This is a genomic window from Nostoc sp. XA010 (assembly GCF_020829625.1).
Lineage (GTDB): Bacteria > Cyanobacteriota > Cyanobacteriia > Cyanobacteriales > Nostocaceae > Nostoc.
The window spans coordinates 202,423-222,293 of sequence record NZ_JAIVFX010000011.1; the positions used below are offsets into that span (position 1 = coordinate 202,423).

At 43.2% G+C, this 19,871-nt stretch carries 18 protein-coding genes; 12 read left to right on the forward strand and 6 right to left on the reverse strand.

What is annotated here, in order from left to right; genetic code table 11:
• Positions 1–128 precede the first annotated feature (128 nt).
• Positions 129–734 (forward strand): Uma2 family endonuclease, encoded by a 606-nt coding sequence (locus LC608_RS18280; protein WP_229554876.1) that lies wholly within the window; start codon positions 129–131, stop codon positions 732–734.
• 46 nt (positions 735–780) lie between these two features.
• Positions 781–948, forward strand: coding sequence for an element excision factor XisH family protein (locus LC608_RS18285; protein ID WP_374108410.1), 168 nt, complete (start codon positions 781–783; stop codon positions 946–948).
• Between the two features lie 141 nt (positions 949–1,089).
• Here the strand turns inward: LC608_RS18285 and LC608_RS18290 are convergent, their stop codons facing one another.
• The 4 genes from LC608_RS18290 to LC608_RS18305 form a co-directional block, all read right to left on the reverse strand.
• On the reverse strand, positions 1,090–1,440 hold the full coding sequence (locus LC608_RS18290; protein WP_012407317.1) for a DUF1257 domain-containing protein: 351 nt from the start codon (positions 1,438–1,440) through the stop codon (positions 1,090–1,092).
• A 139-nt stretch (positions 1,441–1,579) separates the two neighbouring features.
• Complete coding sequence (locus LC608_RS18295) at positions 1,580–3,094, reverse strand: AAA family ATPase (protein WP_229554877.1); 1,515 nt, start codon at positions 3,092–3,094, stop codon at positions 1,580–1,582.
• A 78-nt stretch (positions 3,095–3,172) separates the two neighbouring features.
• Positions 3,173–3,526, reverse strand: coding sequence for a hypothetical protein (locus LC608_RS18300; RefSeq protein ID WP_229554878.1), 354 nt, complete (start codon positions 3,524–3,526; stop codon positions 3,173–3,175).
• A gap of 226 nt (positions 3,527–3,752) precedes the next feature.
• On the reverse strand, positions 3,753–4,046 hold the full coding sequence (locus LC608_RS18305) for a hypothetical protein (RefSeq protein WP_229554879.1): 294 nt from the start codon (positions 4,044–4,046) through the stop codon (positions 3,753–3,755).
• A gap of 336 nt (positions 4,047–4,382) precedes the next feature.
• On the opposite strand from LC608_RS18305, the gene LC608_RS18310 reads away from it, so the two are divergent.
• Together LC608_RS18310 and LC608_RS18315 are read left to right on the forward strand one after the other, a co-directional pair.
• A complete protein-coding gene (locus LC608_RS18310) occupies positions 4,383–4,913 on the forward strand; it encodes a hypothetical protein (RefSeq protein WP_229554880.1) in 531 nt (176 codons plus the stop codon).
• A 149-nt stretch (positions 4,914–5,062) separates the two neighbouring features.
• On the forward strand, positions 5,063–6,217 hold the full coding sequence (locus LC608_RS18315) for an NAD-dependent epimerase/dehydratase family protein (protein ID WP_100899423.1): 1,155 nt from the start codon (positions 5,063–5,065) through the stop codon (positions 6,215–6,217).
• A gap of 107 nt (positions 6,218–6,324) precedes the next feature.
• Here LC608_RS18315 and LC608_RS18320 read toward each other — a convergent pair whose 3' ends face one another.
• Complete coding sequence (locus LC608_RS18320; protein WP_229554881.1) at positions 6,325–7,752, reverse strand: transposase; 1,428 nt, start codon at positions 7,750–7,752, stop codon at positions 6,325–6,327.
• 74 nt (positions 7,753–7,826) lie between these two features.
• Between LC608_RS18320 and tnpA the strand changes: the two genes are divergently transcribed.
• From tnpA to LC608_RS18335, 3 genes are all read left to right on the forward strand, one after another.
• Positions 7,827–8,237 carry an IS200/IS605 family transposase gene (tnpA, locus tag LC608_RS18325; protein ID WP_229554882.1) on the forward strand — a complete coding sequence of 137 codons (411 nt, stop codon included), beginning with the start codon at positions 7,827–7,829 and terminating at the stop codon, positions 8,235–8,237.
• Between the two features lie 277 nt (positions 8,238–8,514).
• Positions 8,515–9,660: a glycosyltransferase family 1 protein gene (locus LC608_RS18330; protein ID WP_229554883.1), complete on the forward strand. Its 1,146-nt coding sequence runs from the start codon at positions 8,515–8,517 to the stop codon at positions 9,658–9,660.
• A 171-nt stretch (positions 9,661–9,831) separates the two neighbouring features.
• On the forward strand, positions 9,832–12,429 hold the full coding sequence (locus LC608_RS18335; protein ID WP_229554884.1) for an adenylate/guanylate cyclase domain-containing protein: 2,598 nt from the start codon (positions 9,832–9,834) through the stop codon (positions 12,427–12,429).
• A gap of 88 nt (positions 12,430–12,517) precedes the next feature.
• Here LC608_RS18335 and LC608_RS18340 read toward each other — a convergent pair whose 3' ends face one another.
• Positions 12,518–12,793 carry a hypothetical protein gene (locus tag LC608_RS18340; RefSeq protein WP_229554907.1) on the reverse strand — a complete coding sequence of 92 codons (276 nt, stop codon included), beginning with the start codon at positions 12,791–12,793 and terminating at the stop codon, positions 12,518–12,520.
• Between the two features lie 683 nt (positions 12,794–13,476).
• Here LC608_RS18340 and purC point away from each other — a divergent pair.
• The 5 genes from purC to lpxA all read left to right on the forward strand — a co-directional run bounded on the left by purC (position 13,477) and on the right by lpxA (position 19,740).
• On the forward strand, positions 13,477–14,214 hold the full coding sequence (gene purC / locus LC608_RS18345; RefSeq protein ID WP_229554885.1) for a phosphoribosylaminoimidazolesuccinocarboxamide synthase: 738 nt from the start codon (positions 13,477–13,479) through the stop codon (positions 14,212–14,214).
• 143 nt (positions 14,215–14,357) lie between these two features.
• Positions 14,358–16,934: a BamA/TamA family outer membrane protein gene (locus LC608_RS18350; RefSeq protein ID WP_229554886.1), complete on the forward strand. Its 2,577-nt coding sequence runs from the start codon at positions 14,358–14,360 to the stop codon at positions 16,932–16,934.
• Between the two features lie 204 nt (positions 16,935–17,138).
• Positions 17,139–17,987 carry a UDP-3-O-acyl-N-acetylglucosamine deacetylase gene (gene lpxC, locus LC608_RS18355; protein ID WP_229554887.1) on the forward strand — a complete coding sequence of 283 codons (849 nt, stop codon included), beginning with the start codon at positions 17,139–17,141 and terminating at the stop codon, positions 17,985–17,987.
• Positions 17,988–18,086: 99 nt separating this feature from the next.
• Entirely contained in the window at positions 18,087–18,608 is a 522-nt protein-coding gene (fabZ, locus tag LC608_RS18360) for a 3-hydroxyacyl-ACP dehydratase FabZ (protein ID WP_229554888.1), read from the forward strand.
• Between the two features lie 313 nt (positions 18,609–18,921).
• On the forward strand, positions 18,922–19,740 hold the full coding sequence (lpxA, locus tag LC608_RS18365; protein ID WP_229554889.1) for an acyl-ACP--UDP-N-acetylglucosamine O-acyltransferase: 819 nt from the start codon (positions 18,922–18,924) through the stop codon (positions 19,738–19,740).
• Positions 19,741–19,871: the final 131 nt, after the last annotated feature.

A 19,871-nucleotide genomic window follows, 5' to 3' on the forward strand; every position in this document is an offset into this window, starting at 1 on the left:
TAACTTCCCATTAAGGGTGCTGTAACTAAATTCTAAATATGAGGGGAATGAAGGGGTGGTTACGAAACTACCCCTAAAATTTTGCCAAGATATATCCTAAAGACAGGTAAAGCCCCAAAATATGAATTATGACCATTAACTTACCTATAGCCACAGAAATTATACCAATGGTCTTGCAATTGCAACCAGCGATCGCACTAACCGAAGATCAGTTTTACGAATTTTGTCAGCTAAACGGTGATTTTCGCATCGAACGCAATGCTGCTGGAGAATTAGTCATTATGCCCCCTACTGGTTCCGAAACTGATGAACGCAACTTTAACTTAGTTGGGCAGTTGTGGGTGTGGACAAAGCAAGATGGTACAGGCGTTGGGTTTGGTTCCAGTGGTGGGTTTACTTTGGCGAATGGTGCGGTGCGTTCGCCAGATGCAGCGTGGATAAAACGCGATCGCTGGGAAGCCATACCACCAGAACTGCGAAAAAAATTTGCACCGATTTGTCCTGAGTTTGTGATTGAATTGCGTTCAGAGAGCGATAACTTACGAATTTTGCAAGACAAGATGCAAGAGTATATTGATAATGGGACACAACTTGGTTGGTTAATTGATAGAAAACAGCGCCGAGTTTTTATTTATTGTCCTAATATTGCGGTTGAGGTATTAGATAATCCTAAGACACTTTATGGTGAATCTTTACTACCTGGTTTTGTTTTGGATTTAAGTCAAGTTTGGTAGGGAGTAAGCTAGTTTTATAGTAGCGAAATCAAAATTTTAAGAATCTATGGCGGCGAAAGACATATTCCACGATGCAGTAAAACGCGCTTTAGAGAAAGAGGGTTGGCTCATCACTAATGACCCGCTTTTTCTCCGTTTTGGTGGTTTGGATATCCTAATATACTATGGGAAAAGTTCCTTGACGAAACGATTCAAGAAATTAGGGAATATCTAGTTCAACTGGCTTCAAGTTATGTGTCCCAAAAAATAAATAAAAATCAGGACTGAGAAATACATCTCAGTCCCGATAAAAAAGCGGGCTAACCGCTATTGATATGGTTAACCCGTGCAGCTTTGGGAACGCGCAGAGAAATTGTTATTGCAATACCAACTTCACATTGGCGTTTTGCAAACCGCGTTGTTTTACTTCAGCCAAAGTTTTGTTAACGGCATACTTTTGGTTGATGGAGTTGATCAACTCGGTTTGGTTGTGCTTCTTAGCAACGCCCCACAGGTCAGCGATTAGGTCAAAAGAACCATCGCTGTTGCGAGACCAGCCGAGGTCATATTCGCCATCCAACATAGCAACGATGTCAGAACGGACACGCTGACCGTTATAACCACGGACATCAGCTTCAGTCTTTACGCTGATACCGAGGTCGCGCAAGGAAGCCTTGAGGATTTCGGCATCGGTGATTTTGGTACGCAGGGTGCTAAAGTGAGACATTTGGGTTTCCTCCAATGAGAAGATTGAGAAAAACGACAACGGTTTGTTTTGGGCGAAGCCGCGTTAGCAGGATGCGGCTTTTTTTAAACTGCTAGCATTGGGAGCTAGCCTTTCCCCCTGGGATGGCAGAGGAAAGCTTTTAGAACTCCATTCGCTGATATTCAGCTACGGAGGATGCTGCGGGGCGTGCGCGCTGTCTGGCCCAATCTCTCAGAGCCGTTACTTGTTCTTGCATCGTTCGAGACAGCGGCAATGTTGCCTTCAGTGCAGCAATAATATCTAGTTGGGTGAACTCCCGATCTTGGGCAAAAGCTTCATACATTGCCGCAACGATCGCTTGCTCAATTTCTGCTCCAGAAAAGCCATCAGACATCTTGCCTAGTTGCTCAAGATCGAATCGAGAGATGTCTTCACGGCGCTTGGTCAGGTGGATATTGAAAATATCCTGCCGTTCTTCTGGCGTTGGCAGATCCACAAAGAAAATTTCATCAAAGCGTCCTTTCCTCAGAAACTCGCCAGGTAAGCGTTCTACTCTGTTGGCAGTTGCCATCACAAACACTGGTGATTTCTTATCTTGCATCCATGTGAGGAAGGAGCCGAATATTCTACTTGAAGTCCCCCCATCGGAATCGGAAGAACCTCCACTACCAGCAAAGGATTTATCCAATTCATCTATAAACAAAATCGCTGGGGAAATAGATTCTGCTGTTTTCAGGGCGTTTCGCAAGTTTGCTTCACTTCGTCCCACCATTGAGCCGTCGTAGACTCGCCCCATATCCAACCGCAACAGTGGTAAACCCCACAGTCGGGAAGTAGTTTTGGCAATTAATGACTTACCGCAACCGGGAACCCCTAAAATTAACATTCCCTTTGGTTGAGGCAAACCATACTCTCTCGCTCTTTCTGTAAAAGCGTTAGAGCGTTGCTTGAGCCATCTTTTTAACTCTTCTAAGCCACCTACAGCATCAATGGTTTCATCTTCTTCAATGTATTCTAAGATTCCATTGCGCCGAATTAGTTGCTTTTTCTCAGATAAAACGATATCTACTTCATCTTCCGTCAAACGCCCCGTTGTTACCTGTGCCTTTCGGTAGACTTTCTCAGCTTCATCCTTAGTTAGACCTAAAGCTGCTCTAAGAAGCTTCTCTCTGGCTTCTGTTGTCAACCGCCGACCACGATTTTGGTCTACGTGCTGAGTCAGTACTTTATTCAACTCTGCCATATCTGGCAGTGTAAAATCGATAACAACAACTTCTTTTTCTAACTCTATAGGTACTTGTTGCATCGGTGACATCAAAATGATGTTCTTTTGCGTACCTTTAAAGCTAGCGATCGCATCACGTAACGATCTGTTTGTTGCAGGCGCATCAATAAAAGGATGTAAATCTTTAAGAATAAATATACTAGGTTCTTTCTGGCGAATTATCCACTCAATCGCCGCCTCTGGAGACACGGTATTGTGTTGGGTAACATTCCGGGGCTGACCATACTCTACAATCCCGTGTGTTACTGTCCAAACAAATACTCGACGCTGGGGCTTTAACTCGGACTGGGCGATTGCGGAAATTGCTTGCTCGGCCCGCTCTTCCTCGGAGGTCACAAGGTAGATTAAAGGGTATTGAGCTTGAATTAGGATTTTGAGCTCTTGGTTCATACTTCGACCTACTTGAGACCTTATAGAGACAGTAGAGACATTGCTTCTGGTAAAGACAACCGAATCATTAATATCTATCTAGCAAGGAACTAACTCTTCCTCACCCTTGGGATAGGTTTCATCCTCATCCATTTCATTAATGGAAAGATGTCCTTGACCAACTACTCCTGGTTGATTGCCTAAAGCAACCAGTTCCCCATCACGTAATACTAGTGAGCTATCACAAGTTGGGCATGAATAAACTCTATGAGTCCGCCCATAAGAAGAATCTTCTACCTCGTCAACCAATTCTGAATTAGATAAGTAAAAAACGAGGGCACGTTCGGCAAGTTCTGACATTGGTTCTGAATCGACTGCTGAACGAATCTTCAATTTTTTGTGCAACTCTGGCGATAAATACAAAGTGACCTTTTGCTTAGTTTGCGTTTGCATATAACTCTTTAACGGTCTTACCCGGGTATGTATATTAAATTATCGGTTCTTCTATTGGTTGTCAAGACAGTAAAACGTTTTGACGCCAATATTGTTACATTTGTTTACACTTGAGGTTGAAATACTGTTTATTGAGTGATAAATAGCTGACTACAAACCGCTCAGAATTAATCAGGACTTAGGCACTTAAAACCTGAAACCTCAATGGAAATTAGCGATCGCTAATTTAATGATTGCCTGAGTTGGCTGATTTTTTAACTATTTGCAGCGTAAGCGGATTAAAGTTGAACACCTTTCCGGTTGTAAACAACTGATATCCACAAGAGATGCCAGCGAATGACACCAGCATAGAAAAAAGAGACACAGAGCCAATCACAACACCACTGGCAAGGAATAGAGCAATTCCTATGCCAATCAACACCCATCCCAATATCCGATTATCGCGCCCAGCCCAATTTAGAGCTACTACACCTGCGATACACAGCAAAATTCCAGGTGTGCTGCGTAAGTAGACGCTCACATAAATACTTGTACTTAAAAATGTAACGCCTGCGAGGATTAGTCCTAAGCCAATGAGCTTACTGGCAAGGATTACTTGTTCCTCTTCTTTGCCGATGGTAGGCGCTGTAATTTTTGTGGGCGCGGAGTTTGGCGGAGGATTTGTTGTGGCAGATGCAGAGTGCTGCTGAGAATGGTAAATATCCTGAATATTATTGAATTTTTAATGAGCGCTCTTGTGATGCAATTTCTTCAGCAGTTTACGGATTCGAGAATAGCTAGTAAATTGGCGAAGGTATTGATCTGAGTTTCTGGCACTTCTATAAAATCAGTAACTTTGGCAAAATGTGTAATATAAATGGCTACTGCTAATAAAATCTGTAGTTTGGGGCGAAGAATTTATCGGTTTGCCGCCAGCGTTAGCGGAGTTATTGCCCTGTTAATAATTTTGTGGGGTTGTACTGCAAATAATTTTAACGCTGGAGCGATCGCCTGGAAAACTTATAGCAACTCCCGTTATGGCTTTGAATTTCCATATCCGAGTAACTGGACTTCTTTAGGAGCACCAGCAAATGATGATGGAATTGCGTTTCTTTCACCACAGGATAACTCAGTGGAAATTCGGGGGTGGGCAAGTCAGCAGTTACCAAATTCGATTGTTACAGATCAAGAATCTGTGAAAAAGATAAAACCCAACTTTCAAACCGCCCAAGGAGTGTCTGGGGTGCTGGTTGTAGAAGTTGATCAACAAGTAGGTTCAATGACACTGACACTAACTCAAAGTCAAGTAAAATACTATTGGCAGGGACGAAGCAAGAGCCAAGAATTTCAAGATTACTATCGTTTCTTTTATTACATTGCCCAGCAGTATCGCATTCCGAAGTCCTGAGTTAGGAGTGAGGAGTTAGGAGAATTCCTTTCATTTGCCCCCATTTTCCCCTGGCTCTGCTCCCAATATCCATATCTCTCCCAGAATGATGATTGAGAGGGTACACAAACCTGATAAATTTAGCTATCAGCGAGTAAAAACTGGTGAAGATGAAAGTCCTGGTTATTGGTGGTGATGGATATTGCGGTTGGGCAACTGCTCTTTACCTTTCCAATCGAGGTTATGAAGTTGGAATTTTAGATAGTTTGGTGCGGCGGCACTGGGATAATGAACTTGGTGTTGAAACTCTCACTCCGATCGCACTAATTCAACAACGTCTCCAGCGCTGGCAAGATTTGACGGGTAAATCTATCGATTTGTTCATCGGCGATATTACAAATTACGAATTTCTCCATAAAACATTACAGCAATTTCAGCCAAATGCTCTGGTGCATTTTGGTGAACAGCGTTCGGCCCCATTTTCCATGATTGACCGAGAACATGCAGTTGTTACCCAGGTCAATAATGTAGTTGGTACGTTGAACTTGCTGTACGCCATGCGGGAAGATTTCCCCGACTGTCATTTGGTGAAGCTGGGGACGATGGGGGAATACGGTACACCCAACATCGACATCGAAGAAGGGTATATCACCATTGAACACAATGGACGCAAGGATACCCTACCTTATCCCAAGCAGCCCGGTTCGATGTACCACTTAAGCAAAGTTCATGATAGTCATAACATCCACTTTGCTTGCCGGATTTGGGGATTGCGGGCAACTGATTTAAATCAGGGTGTAGTTTATGGCGTCTTAACCGAAGAAACGGGGATGGACGAACTATTGATTAATCGGCTGGATTACGATGGTGTGTTTGGTACTGCACTAAACCGCTTTTGTATTCAAGCAGCGATTGGACATCCGTTAACTGTCTACGGTAAAGGTGGACAAACTCGCGGATTTTTGGATATTCGGGATACAGTCCGATGTGTAGAATTAGCGATCGCTAACCCTGCCGAGGCTGGTGAATTCCGCGTATTTAACCAATTTACCGAACAATTCAGCGTCGGCGACTTGGCATTGATGGTGAAAAAAGCTGGTAACGCTATGGGATTGAATGTAGAAATCAATCACTTAGATAATCCCAGAGTCGAGAAAGAAGAACATTACTTCAACGCTAAAAACACTAAATTGCTCGATTTAGGTTTACAGCCTCACTTGCTTTCTGATTCTTTACTCGATTCTCTGTTAAACTTTGCCATCAAGTATCAGACGCGAGTCGATCACAAACAAATTCTGCCCAAAGTCTCTTGGCACAGAAATTAGGATAAACCCCAATAGATCATGGGTTTAACACTGGTCGTCATGTTTTAGCACAATATGACGACCAATTATTTATTATTTATCAGGCGTATCGTCCAGCTATTAGTGAACTACCTACACCGATTTGGATTACCAAATACGGTATAGGCTTCTGGTACATCTCGGAATGCTGCCAGAACTTCCTTCGAGGTACTATTAGTAGTAGATTCACCCACTACAGGATTCCCTTTACGGCGTTTTATCGTCGGGAATAGTCCCAGCCCGACGCGCTTAATGTTCATCGCAGAATTAATATCCCGGTCAACATTAAGCGATTCTTGAGGGTCAAAATAATTCCTGATTGAGCAATCAGTAAACACAAACTCATCTCGATAGCTCAATAACATTGATGTGTAAGCAGGATTAACATGAACTACTACTGCTCCAGCTTTTGAGGCTATGTAGTCCAGCGTAGCGAAGAATTGACCAAATGCAGCATCATTCCAGGATTTATTTAGTCCTGATTTAGCTGATTGTCCATTGGGAAGAAACTTTCCATCGTCATCTTTTTTAACTTTGTTTCGTTTGGTTAATCCTCGCAAATTCAAATTTTCGTGATAAAAAACTTTTTTCCCAGTCCTGACTATTGCATGAGCAGTTTTGTAAGCATGGTCTTTACGTGAACGGGCAATACGTTGATGCTGTCTGCTCTGACGTAATGCCAGCTTTCTTCTAGATTTAGAACCTTTTTTCTTGGTAGCCTTCCGCTTTGAAACAGAAGCTAATCGCGTCTGATTTTTACGGAACGATTTGACAGAAGGCAACTTGGTATTTTGGGAAGTAGCGAGATAGTCTTCTTCAAATAGTACTGCATCCATCCCTAACGAGTTATCCCAAGTTGGAATAACGTCGTCAAGGTTAAATGTTGGTACGGTTGGATCAAAAAGTGCTATTGTCGCATACCAGCCATCGGCTTTACGCGTCAAAAGAATATTTTTTAACTGAAAACCTTGTGGCAACGGTCTGTGCAAGCGAATTTTTAACCAACCAGAAAGTTTAGAAGCTGAGATGAATAGCCAGTCATTCTCTGTCCTCTCAATAGTTATAGCTTGTCCTTCTATCTTTAATGTGCGAAACGAAGCAGTGTTCTTAAAACGAGGTTTGCCACTTCTGTTACTATTAGAATCACCAGACAAAAACCTATCAAAGGCAATACCTACCCGCCGAGAAATATCTTGCATTGTCTGAGATGGCAACTTTGTATAATCAAGCAATTCGCCTGAATACCCGACCTTTACAAAGTCTTTTTTTAATGATGGGAGTAGTTTTTTTTGGCTATAGTAATTTGGATTATCTCGAAGGGTCAATGGAGGTAAAGAACATGATATTTGACAGAACTCTCCTTGCGGAAACACGGCATAATCACGGTTTTGCTCCCACCAATTAAATCTATCTCTTAGCTGATAATTGTACCAATATCGTCCAATCCTTAACCACTCGTTTAACTGTATTTTTTGCTTAGTGTCTGGATAAGCGCGATACTGATAACTAAGCAGCATAAGGGAATCACTTACTTGCTTGTATTTAGTGTTGGCATCTATTAATTTAAGGTATTTAGAAGTTAGAGTCAACCATGAACAGTAATTATATCTCCCGCGCTAGAGGAGTTTCAGACCTCAAGGCTCATTTGGTGTTAACAACAAAATACCGTAAGCGGGTATTGACGGGACAGATGATTGATAGATTAGGTGAAATCCTGAAAGACTTGCTTTTAAAGTGGGATAGCAATGTAGTAGATTTTAATGGAGAATCTGACCATGTGCATCTATTGTTTCAATACACACCTCAAACAGACCTGTCAAAATTTATTAACAATATAAAAACAGTCACAAGTCGCTATTTACGAAAAGAATTTCCTGACAGAGTTAATCAATTTTATTACAAAGATGTCCTATGGAATGGTTCTTACTTCATAGCCTCTTGTGGAGGTGTCACAGTTGAAGCTCTCAAAAAATATGTTGAATCCCAAGACAAGCCAAAATAAAATAACAAGATTATTAATTGCTCAACTGCCCCAATTACCGAATTACTCTACGGCTAATATTGGTAATTGAGGGGTTTCGTAATTAATCGTCTTATATCCCGACACCAAATCCTATGAGGATTATGGTGCGCGGCTTACGACGCAAAGAGCTAAATTTGCGTTTACCACAGTTATTTTGACTGTGCAGAATTGATTACAACACGCGAGACAGTTTACTCTGGTTTAATAGCAAAATGCATTCTAAGCTCAGATTATCTGCCTGGACTGAATAGTTTTTATGAGAATTGCCCTATTTACCGAAACCTTTTTACCCAAGGTTGACGGCATTGTAACGCGCCTGCGCCATACTGTTGACCATTTACAGCGCAGTGGTAATCAAGTGCTAGTGATTGCCCCTGATGGAGGCATCACAGAACACAAAGGCGCTAAAGTTTACGGCGTTACTGGCTTTCCTCTGCCATTGTATCCAGAATTGAAAATGGCACTTCCCCGCCCAGCCATTGGGTACGCTTTAGAAGAGTTTAAGCCAGATATTATTCATGTCGTGAACCCAGCAGTTTTAGGTTTATCTGGCATATTTTATAGCAAAATCCTCAAAATTCCCTTAGTAGCGTCTTATCACACGCATTTACCCCAATATCTCCAGCATTACGGCTTGGGAATGCTGGAGGGTTTTCTTTGGGAACTGCTCAAAGGCGCTCATAATCAAGCAGCTTTAAATCTGTGTACCTCCACAGTAATGGTGGAGGAACTGAAAGCACATGGTATTGAACGTGTAGATTTATGGCAACGCGGGGTGGATACGGAACTATTTCACCCCGATTTAGCTAGTGTAGAGATGCGATCGCGCTTATCAAAAAATCATCCAGAAAGTCCATTGCTACTTTACGTGGGGCGACTTTCTGCTGAAAAAGAAATTGAGCGCATCAAACCAATTTTAGAAGCAATTCCCGAAGCGCGGTTAGCATTGGTTGGGGATGGCCCGCACCGTGAAGCATTGCAAAAACACTTTGCTGGCACAAACACTTATTTTGTTGGGTATCTTATGGGGCAAGAGTTAGGTTCTGCCTTTGCGAGTGCTGATGCTTTTATCTTTCCTTCCCGTACAGAAACACTAGGTTTAGTATTACTAGAAGCAATGGCAGCTGGCTGTCCAGTAGTAGCAGCCCGTTCCGGGGGAATTCCCGATATTGTCACAGATGGAGTAAATGGATATCTTTTTGAGCCAACAGCAGATGTTCAAGGAGCCATCGCTGCTACTGTTCGCCTCTTAGAACAAAAACAACAACGAGACATCATCCGTCAAAATGCTCGCCAGGAAGCAGAAAGTTGGGGTTGGCCATCTGCTACCAGACAGCTATTAGATTACTATCAAAAGGTAATATTTTCTGAAAAGTTGGCAAAATCAGGGAGTAGGGAGTAGAGAGATGAGGGAGCAGGGGGAGCAAGGGGAGAAGAATTAATAACCAATGCCCAAAATCTAAAATCTAAAATCTAAAATTCCCATGACCGAAACAGACTCATGATACAAGCCCATTTATTTATGGGGATTATTAATTTTGAATTTTGAATTTTGAATTCGGAGCGAAGCGACGTGACACTCCCCAACTCTGGCAGCGTCTTAGCTACATTAACTGAACTGACTCAAGTTAATCGTACTCACGCCCTACTGCGTCGTGTTAAAGACTTATCTGTTAATGAATTTGTTTGCTTACTCGACTTCATAACTGCTGAGTTCCAGCAATTTCTTAGAGCTATTGAACTGATCAATAATGAAGCTCTAGAAACTATGTTGGAGAAAGTGCTAGAAGCTATCACACTCAAAATTGGTCAAATCCTGCAAGCAGAACACACAGCTATTTTTTTAGTTGACTATGACAAAGGTCAACTCTGGTCAAAAGTTCCTCAAGATAATACCCAAAAATTCTTAGAAATTCGGACTCCCATCACAGTGGGTATCCCCGGTCATGTTGCCAGTACAGGTGAATATCTAAATATATCTGAAACTTATACTCATCCTTTATTTAGCCCAGAACTTGAAAAACAAATGGGCTACAAAATCCATAATATTTTATGTATGCCTGTTACCAGTAGCAAAAACCAGGTTGTAGCAGTAGTGCAACTGGCTAATAAAACCGGGAATGTTCCGTTTAATTCTGATGATGAAGAACGGTTTCGAGACTTCGCCGCTTCTATTGGTATTATTCTGGAAAGCTGCCAATCTTTTTATGTAGCCGCTCGTAATCAAAGAGGCGCAACGGCTTTATTGCGGGCAACTCAGACACTGGGGCAAAGTCTGGATTTAGAAGCAACTTTGCAGATAGTCATGGAGCAAGCTCGAATTTTAATGCAAGCAGACCGCAGCACACTGTTTTTGTATCGTAAAGAGATGAGCGAACTCTGGACGAAAGTTGCTGCGGCGGCGGATGGCACAAAGTTGATAGAAATCCGCATTCCTGCTAACCGTGGCATTGCTGGCTATGTGGCTTCTACTGGTGAAGCCTTAAATATTTCCGATGCCTATAAAGATCCCCGATTTGACCCGACTACAGATAGAAAAACTGGCTATGTAACTCGCAATATTCTGTGTTTGCCAGTATTTAATTCGGCAAATGAATTAATTGGTGTTACACAATTAATTAATAAGCAACAAAGCAGTTTTACCGCTTCTGATGAAGAGTTTATGCGGGCTTTTAATATTCAGGCAGGAGTTGCTTTAGAAAATGCTCGCCTATTTGAAAATGTGCTGTTAGAAAAACAGTATCAAAAAGATATTTTACAAAGTCTATCAGATGCAGTGATTTCTACGGATATGGCAGGACGCATCGTTACGATAAATGATGCGGCGCTAGAGTTGCTAGGCTGTCCTATAAAAAATGCTAATAGTAAGAACAACAAGCTTTTGTGGGAACAAAATTTGATTGGTCGCCTAGTTTGGGAAGTTGTGCCAATTGAAAATCTCCAAATGCGGCTAGAAGATAGTTTAAAAACTGGAGCTAAACATTATGTGCCAGAGCAAAGTTTGATAGTAGGAATTTTTCAAGTTAAGAGTGAGGAGTTAGAAGTTAAAAGTGAGACTCAAGAATCAAAATCCAGCAGTTTGGATTCAATTTTAGCAGTCCGCGATCGCACTAACCCCGATGTTTTCATTCCCTGGAATTTACCCCTGACTTCCCAATCTGAGTTTCTTACTGCTGATGAGGTGCAAAAATTAGAACGCAGCACGAATCTAACTGTTAATCCCTTAACTAACCCAGAAGGCGGTGTGCGGGGTGGTTTGGTGGTGTTGGAAGACATCAGCCAGGAAAAACGGATGAAAACTACCATGTCCCGCTACTTAACGCCCCATGTAGCCGAGCAAGTTATGGCTTTGGGGGAAGATGCTTTAATGGTGGGTGAGCGCAAGGAAGTAACCATATTGTTTTCTGATATCCGAGGCTACACCACACTTACAGAAAATCTCGGTGCAGCCGAAGTGGTGTTGCTGCTCAATCAGTATTTTGAAACTATGGTAGAGGCGGTTTTTAACCACGAAGGCACTCTCGATAAATTTATTGGTGATGCCTTAATGGCAGTATTTGGTGCGCCGTTACCATTGACAGAAAATCATGCTTGGAGGGCTGTGCAGTCAGCATTAGATATGCGACAACGGTTAGAGGAATTTAACCGACGGCGAATTATCCAGGCGCAGCCACAAATCCATATTGGCATTGGGATTAGTTCTGGGGATGTGGTTTCGGGTAATATTGGTTCCCGCAAACGGATGGATTACACCGTAATTGGAGATGGCGTAAATTTGAGTTCGCGTTTGGAAGCTGTAACTAAGGATTATGGTTGTGATATACTTTTGAGCGAATTTACTTATCAGCTTTGCAGCGATCGCATTTGGGTGCGCCAGTTAGATAAAATCCGAGTCAAAGGGAAACACCAGGCAGTTAATATCTACGAGTTAATTGGCGATCGCAGCACCCCTCTAAATGCCAACACTCAAGAGTTTTTATTCCAATATCATACTGGACGAGCGGCTTATTTATCGCGCAACTTCTCCCACGCGATCGCCTGTTTTGAAGCCGCCAAATGCATCCAACCCCAAGACCAAGCTGTTGATATCCATCTAGAACGTGCCCGTAATTATCAACAAGCGCCGCCCTCAGAATCCTGGGATGGTGTTTGGACAATGCTTACCAAGTAGTCATGGGGCATTATTGGGCAATAGTTATTCTTCTCCTGCCTCCCCTGCTCCCCCTGCTCCCTCATCTCCCTCATCCCCCTCATCCCCTTCAACCTTCAACCTCTCCTTGGTCATCCTGAAACGGATCTTCGCCAATTCTTAGCTCTTTTTTTGAGCGTTTCAATTGTTTCCATAAATCCTTGATTTGTTCGTAAGCTTGACCTGGAGGCAGTTTTCCACCTGTTTCTAAGTTGCAAATGTAACTTACTCGTTGGGCAAATTCTTGTAGATTTGCATTAAAAACCAAGTTTTCTGGCTTTACCTGACCGTAGTAGCGGCCGCGAGGGTAAAGAAAATCATCCTTGTTCACTATTTTGTTCTCCAATTTATTCAACTCCCCTTGTGTTTGAATCTTTAAAGCTGAATCATTAGCTACCACTATCTTAACTATCGTCAGACTGCGGTAACTCCAACCATCGAACTCCTTTTCCAATTAATGATGCGGGAATTGGTTGATTTGGATTTTGAGACTAGAAAATAAAGCTTGAAACACTTTTACAGTAAAATTTACAAAAAAAGTTTCTGCTAAAGTGACTAAAGAGAATATTTTACTTACCTCCCAGTCGTCAATTTATCTCATCTTAATTTATGAATTTCTGACTGTAATTAACTTCAGTTTAAACCCTGAGTCGCAGGTAAATAAAAATACTTTTAATTTATATTAATTACAGATTTTTGTTGGTAAAAGTACTTAGGCAATTATACTATCGTTAAAGCAAATTGTCGTCTGTTAAAAGTTAGAGATTCAGTTGTGAATCTTTAGCAACTTTCTACTGGGCCGTGACTAAAACAGCCAAAGGAGAAGCAGAGCAGAGCAAGAAGATTTTTCTCTGTGCCCATCTGCCTTCTTCCCGCGTTACGGGTTCCTGCCATAGACCTCTGCACAATTAATCGTGTCCTTGCGCCCTCCTAAATAATCACCAATGGCTAATAGTTAATAACTAAAGATAAAATGGTGAAGCCTCAAAGGACAACTTTTGTCCATCGCCTAGAACTTTACCTGCCACCATGTCTGTTAATTCCAAGTTATACGAAGGCAAAGCCAAAATTCTCTACACAACAGACGATCCGGAAGTCTTGTTGGCCGATTTCAAAGACGACGCCACGGCGTTTAACGCCCAAAAACGTGGCAGTATCCAAGAGAAGGGAAAAATTAATTGTAGCATTTCCAGCCAGCTTTTTAAACAGTTGGAGGCAAATGGTATAAAGACTCACTTTATCGACAGCCCTACCCCGAATCAGATGCGGGTGAAGGCAGTAAAGATTTTACCCTTAGAAGTAGTTATCAGAAATATTGCTGCTGGCAGTTTGTGTCAGCAAACAGGCTTACCAGTGGGTACAATTCTAAAACAGCCAATGGTAGAGTTTTATTACAAAAACGATCAGTTAGGAGATCCTTTGCTGACACGCGATCGCCTGTACCTGCTAGAACTAGCGACTGCGGAACAAGTAGACGCAATTACACATCTAGCATTGCAAATCAATGAATTTCTCAAGAATTTTTGGCAACGATGCGGCATTACCCTAGTAGACTTCAAACTAGAGTTTGGTTTGGACTCACAGCAGCAGTTGCTCTTGGCAGATGAAATTAGCCCCGACACCTGCCGTTTATGGGATACCGCAGAACAGGACTCAAACCGCCGGGTAATGGACAAAGACCGCTTTCGCCGCGACTTAGGAAATGTAGAGGATGCCTACCAGGAGGTTTTACAAAGAGTGCTAAAAGCAGTAGAGAGTAATAATTAAGTGGATAAAAATCAATTAAACTCGTGTGGATTGTCCAAAGTCCAATTGTCAGTTGTCCTTTGTTATTCACCAACGGCTAATGACTAATGACTAATGACTATTTGTGATGGTGTGTGTGGTCGTGAAGAGGAATTATAAGTAAAATGCGTTTATCTCCCATGTTGCTGGCAGCAGTAGCAATTACAGTGCCTTTGGGCGGTTCATTGAGTGCAAATGCAGAAACCGCCAACAGTTCAAAACAGACAACAGAAGTTTTGACACTAGAAACAAATCAGCAGCCAGAAAAGAATACAGATCAGGTTGATAGTAAAAGTTTAGAATCTCGACCTAACCCCACAAGGGTGATGGAGGCGGATAAATCCCACATTGTCGCAGTTTACCCTGTCAATCTAAAAGCGATGCCTGCGGCGGGCTACGCCTACGCAACCCCAAAGGTAATCGTGCCAACCTCCACAACGCCAAAAACTGCACAAACCCCTCCAATAGATCCTAACCCTACTCAACAGCCGTCTCCCGCTCCAGACATTCCACCGCCAGAAATTCAACAACCAACGTCTTCTCCAACTCCTGAGACTATTCCAGTCCCAGAAAATGTCAACCCACCGACAACACAGCCTTTATTACCCACAACTCCAGAACCATCTGCCACTCCTGATCTTCCGTTCCCAGGTAGTCAACAAAGAACACCTGCCCCAAGCCCAGGTGCGACTCCCAGTCCGCAGAATGTTAACCCGCCGACAACTCCGGGAAATACTCAACCCAATACACCTGCCCCAAGCCCAGGCACTGCTCCCAGTCCGCAGAATGTTAACCCGCCGACAACTCCAGAAAATGCTCAACCCAATACTACAGCCCCAGAAGCCAACGACCCCCGCGTATTGGTGTCGGAAGTAGTAGTTAGAGCACAGACTGGGCAACTACCAGCAGGACTGGAAGACCAAGTTTATAGAGTAATTCGTACCCAACCAGGGCGAACGACAACCCGCAGCCAACTGCAAGAAGATATTAACGCCATCTTTGGTACTGGTTTCTTCTCTAACGTGCAAGCAGCCCCAGAAGATACCCCCTTGGGAGTGCGGGTGAGCTTTGTTGTACAGCCTAACCCCGTCCTAAGCAAAGTAGAAGTGCAAGCCAATCCAGGTACTGGTGTTGCCTCAGTACTCCCAGCTAATACTGTGGATGAAGTATTTAAGGAGCAGTATGGCAAAATCCTTAACTTGCGTGACTTGCAGGAAGGCATCAAGCAGTTAAACAAGCGATATCAAGACCAAGGTTACGTACTAGCTAACGTGATTGGAGCGCCACAAGTCTCTGAAAACGGAGTTGTGACCTTGCAAGTAGCAGAAGGTGTAGTAGAGAATATTAGAGTCCGGTTTCGCAATAAAGATGGTCAGGAGACAAATGAGAAAGGACAACCAATTCGGGGACGGACGCAGGATTACATCATTACGCGAGAATTGGAGTTGAAGCCAGGACAAGTATTCAATCGCAACACAGTACAAAAAGACCTACAGCGCGTGTATGGACTAGGACTGTTTGAAGATGTCAATGTCTCCCTTGACCCTGGTACTGATCCTAGCAAGGTGGATGTAGTAGTAAATGTAGCTGAACGCAGCAGTGGTTCTATTGCGGCTGGGGCAGGCATTAGTTCTGCTAGCGGACTTTTTGGAACAGTTAGCTATCAACAGCAAAACCTGAACGGTAGGAACCAAAAACTGGGAGCAGAAGTACAGGTGGGAGAACGGGAACTGCTGTTTGACCTGCGGTTCACAGACCCCTGGATTGCCGGAGATCCCTACCGCACTTCCTACACAACCAATATTTTTCGCCGCAATTCCATTTCGTTGATCTTTGATGGCAAAGATGAAGATATTAGGACGTTTGACCCAGGTAATCCTACTAATACAGATGATCAAGATCGCCCCCGGATTCTCCGTGTAGGTGGTGGTGTTACCTTTACCCGTCCCCTTTCTGCCAATCCTTACAAAGCTTCTGTATGGACTGCCTCAGCAGGTTTACAGTATCAACGAGTTTCTGCACGCGATGCTGATGGCAATCTCAGAAAAACAGGAGCTGTATTTGATGATGATAACGGCAACCGCATCAGCGAGGAAATTCCACTAACCTTATCTAGCGCCGGTCAAGACGATTTACTACTGTTGCAATTGGGAGCACAGCGTGATCTCCGCAATAACCCATTGCAACCCACTAGCGGTTCTTATCTCCGCTTCGGAGTTGATCAGTCGGTTCCCATCGGGCTAGGCAACATCTTACTCACCAGATTTCGGGGAAGCTATAGCCAATATTTGCCCATCAAGCTGATTAGCCTCTCCAAAGGCGCACAAACCTTAGCATTTAATCTGCAAGCAGGAACCATCCTTGGTGACTTGCCTCCTTACGAAGCTTTTACCCTTGGAGGTAGCAACTCCGTCCGGGGTTATGAAGAAGGAGCATTAAGCAGCGGACGCTCTTATGTGCAAGCATCAGTAGAATATCGGTTTCCAGTTTTTTCAGTAGTCAGTGGCGCACTATTTTTTGATCTTGGCAGCGATCTGGGAACTAGTACTAGGGCGGCTGAAGTTTTGAATAAAAATGGTAGTGGCTTCGGCTATGGTCTTGGCGTTCGCGTCCAGTCTCCACTGGGGCCAATTCGGATTGACTTCGGTATCAACGATGACGGTGATAACCGAATTAATTTCGGTATTGGCGAAAGGTTTTAATTTGTCATTAGTCATTAGTCATTGGTCATTGGTAAATAACAAAGGACTAATGACAACTCTCTTTTCCTAATTAGCTTGCTAAATTTGACATTTACCTGAATACTGTTCCGATAAAGGAATTAATTACATTTTTAGGGGAATATCAGGGATTTTACCAAAACAGACGATGAACAATACTAAAGGAAATATACTGTCTTTTAGGCTATGCAACAGCACACTCTAGCTGGGGAAATCACCCAAATAGGGGTGGGATTGCATAGCGGTGTTAGTACCCAGGTGCGGATACTACCAGCTGAGGCGGGAAGTGGACGCTACTTTGTACGGGTAGATTTACTGGATTTGCCGATCATTCCAGCCCAAGTTGCGGCAGTTAGTCACACTGTTCTCTCAACTCAGTTGGGCAAGGATGAGGTATCCGTTCGCACGGTAGAACATTTGTTGGCTGCGCTTTCGGGTATGGGCGTGGATAATGCCCGGATTGAAATTGATGGTCCAGAAGTTCCACTTTTAGATGGTTCAGCAAGTGTATGGACAGCCAACATTGCCCAAGTTGGCTTAGTATCACAACCCGTTAACAACCAAGTTCCCAAGGCTATTACAGAACCAATATGGGTCTATCAAGGCGATGCCTTTGTATGTGCCCTCCCAGCACCAGAAACCCGCTTTAGTTACGGTATCGATTTTGACCTATCCGCCATTGGTAATCAATGGCACAGTTGGTCACTAACCACTGAACTAGAAAAAGCTTCTGCTAGCTTTGCTGCGGAAATTGCTCCCGCTCGGACTTTTGGGTTACTCCATCAAATTGAACACTTACAAAAAACAGGGTTAATTAAAGGTGGCAGTTTGGATAATGCACTCGTTTGTGGGCCAGAAGGGTGGCTAAATCCACCATTAAGATTTGCAAATGAGCCAGTCCGTCATAAAATCCTGGATTTAGTAGGAGATTTAAGTTTACTAGGAACTTTTCCTATTGCTCATTTCTTAGCGTATAAAGCCAGCCACAATTTACACATTCAACTGGCTCAGAAAATTTTAGATTTTGGATTTTAAATTTTAGATTTGATTTAAAGTTTACAATCCAAGATTATTAAGGCTTTCGATATACGCCTGCCTACTCAATTTTCAGATAAAAAATTAACCACACGGCCAATGTCAATCCTCACTGAAGTGAATATCATTACACCTACATCTACCGAATCAGAAGCTATAAATGAGACTACAATCATATCTGAGATTAAAACAACCTTTACATCTGAAGAAATTCAGAAATTGCTACCCCACCGTTACCCATTTTTACTTGTAGACAAAATAATTGACTACGTTCCAGGTAAAAAAGCTGTTGGTGTTAAAAATGTCACTATCAACGAACCCCATTTTCCAGGACATTTCCCAGGACGTCCACTGATGCCAGGGGTGCTAATTGTCGAAGCAATGGCACAAGTTGGGGGCATTGTTTTAACTCAAATGTCTTCGGTAGAAGGCGCACTGTTCGTCTTCGCTGGTATCGATAAAGTCCGTTTTCGCCGCCAGGTTGTACCGGGGGATCAACTAGTAATGACGGTGGAACTGTTATGGGTAAAACAACGTCGTTTCGGTAAGATGCAAGGTCGTGCCGAAGTTGACGGTCAACTTGCTTGTGAAGGGGAATTAATGTTTTCTCTAGTTAATTAAAAGTTTGCTTTCGTGGTATTGGCATAGCCGTGAAATGCCCTTACTGAATCCTGAAAAAGGATCGCAGTTAAAAAAATCCACAACAGCATCTGAATAATTTATTGATTTTCGACGCCCTCTTTACGAGACGCACTCACGAACACACTTAACTTGCTTTGCCCGACACTTTCGTTCACTGAAATACTTAACGCTCAACAATGCCAGTCGCCTCAAATGGGATGGCAGTCAGTATAACTCTCTTAACCAGGGTAACGCACTGCTTTAAAAACCCCACCCGGCGCTGGCTTATCAAGACAGTTCTGGAGATTCACCCTTGAAAACGCTAATTCATCCAACTGCTGTAATTCATCCGAAATCGGAACTCCACCATACAGTGCAAGTCGGTGCCTATGCTGTGATTGGAGCGCATGTCAAAGTGGGCCCTGAAACAATAATCGGCGCTCATGCCGTGTTAGAGGGGCCTTGTGAAATTGGGGCGCAAAATCAGATTTTTACAGGTGCAGCCATCGGCATGGAACCCCAGGATCTCAAGTTTGTGGGAGAACCGACCTGGGTCAAAATTGGTGATAACAACTTGATTCGTGAGTACGTTACCATTAACCGCGCTACTGGTGCTGGTGAAGCAACGGTGATTGGCGATGGTAACTTACTGATGGCTTATGTTCATGTGGCTCATAACTGCGTGATTGAAGACCAGGTAGTGATTGCTAACTCTGTGGCGTTGGCAGGTCATGTCCATATAGAGTCACGCGCTAGGCTGAGTGGGGTTTTAGGTGTCCATCAATTTGTGCATATTGGTAGACAGGCAATGGTGGGAGGCATGGCACGGATTGACCGGGATGTGGCCCCATATATGCTAGTGGAGGGAAATCCGGCGCGGGTACGAACCCTCAACCTTGTCGGACTTAAACGGTCTGGTATGGACTCTACGGATTTACAAATGCTCAAAAAAGCCTTCCGCATTCTCTACCGCTCTGATTTGCCCTTTAAGGATGCTTTAGAAGAGTTGGAACTGTTAGAAAATAGCGAACATTTGCAGCATTTGCGACGTTTTCTGCTACTTTCTCAGATGCCAGGAAGGCGTGGTTTGATTCCCGGTAGGGGGAGAAAAGGCGTGAGTGATGAATCGTGAATTATAAGTTAGGAGTTAGGAGTTAGGAGTTATGAGTTGATGACTCAAATTTTTAACTTCTCACTCCTAACTATTTAAGTTATGAGTTATAAGTTGATGACTCAAATTTTTAACTCCTCACTCCTAACTAT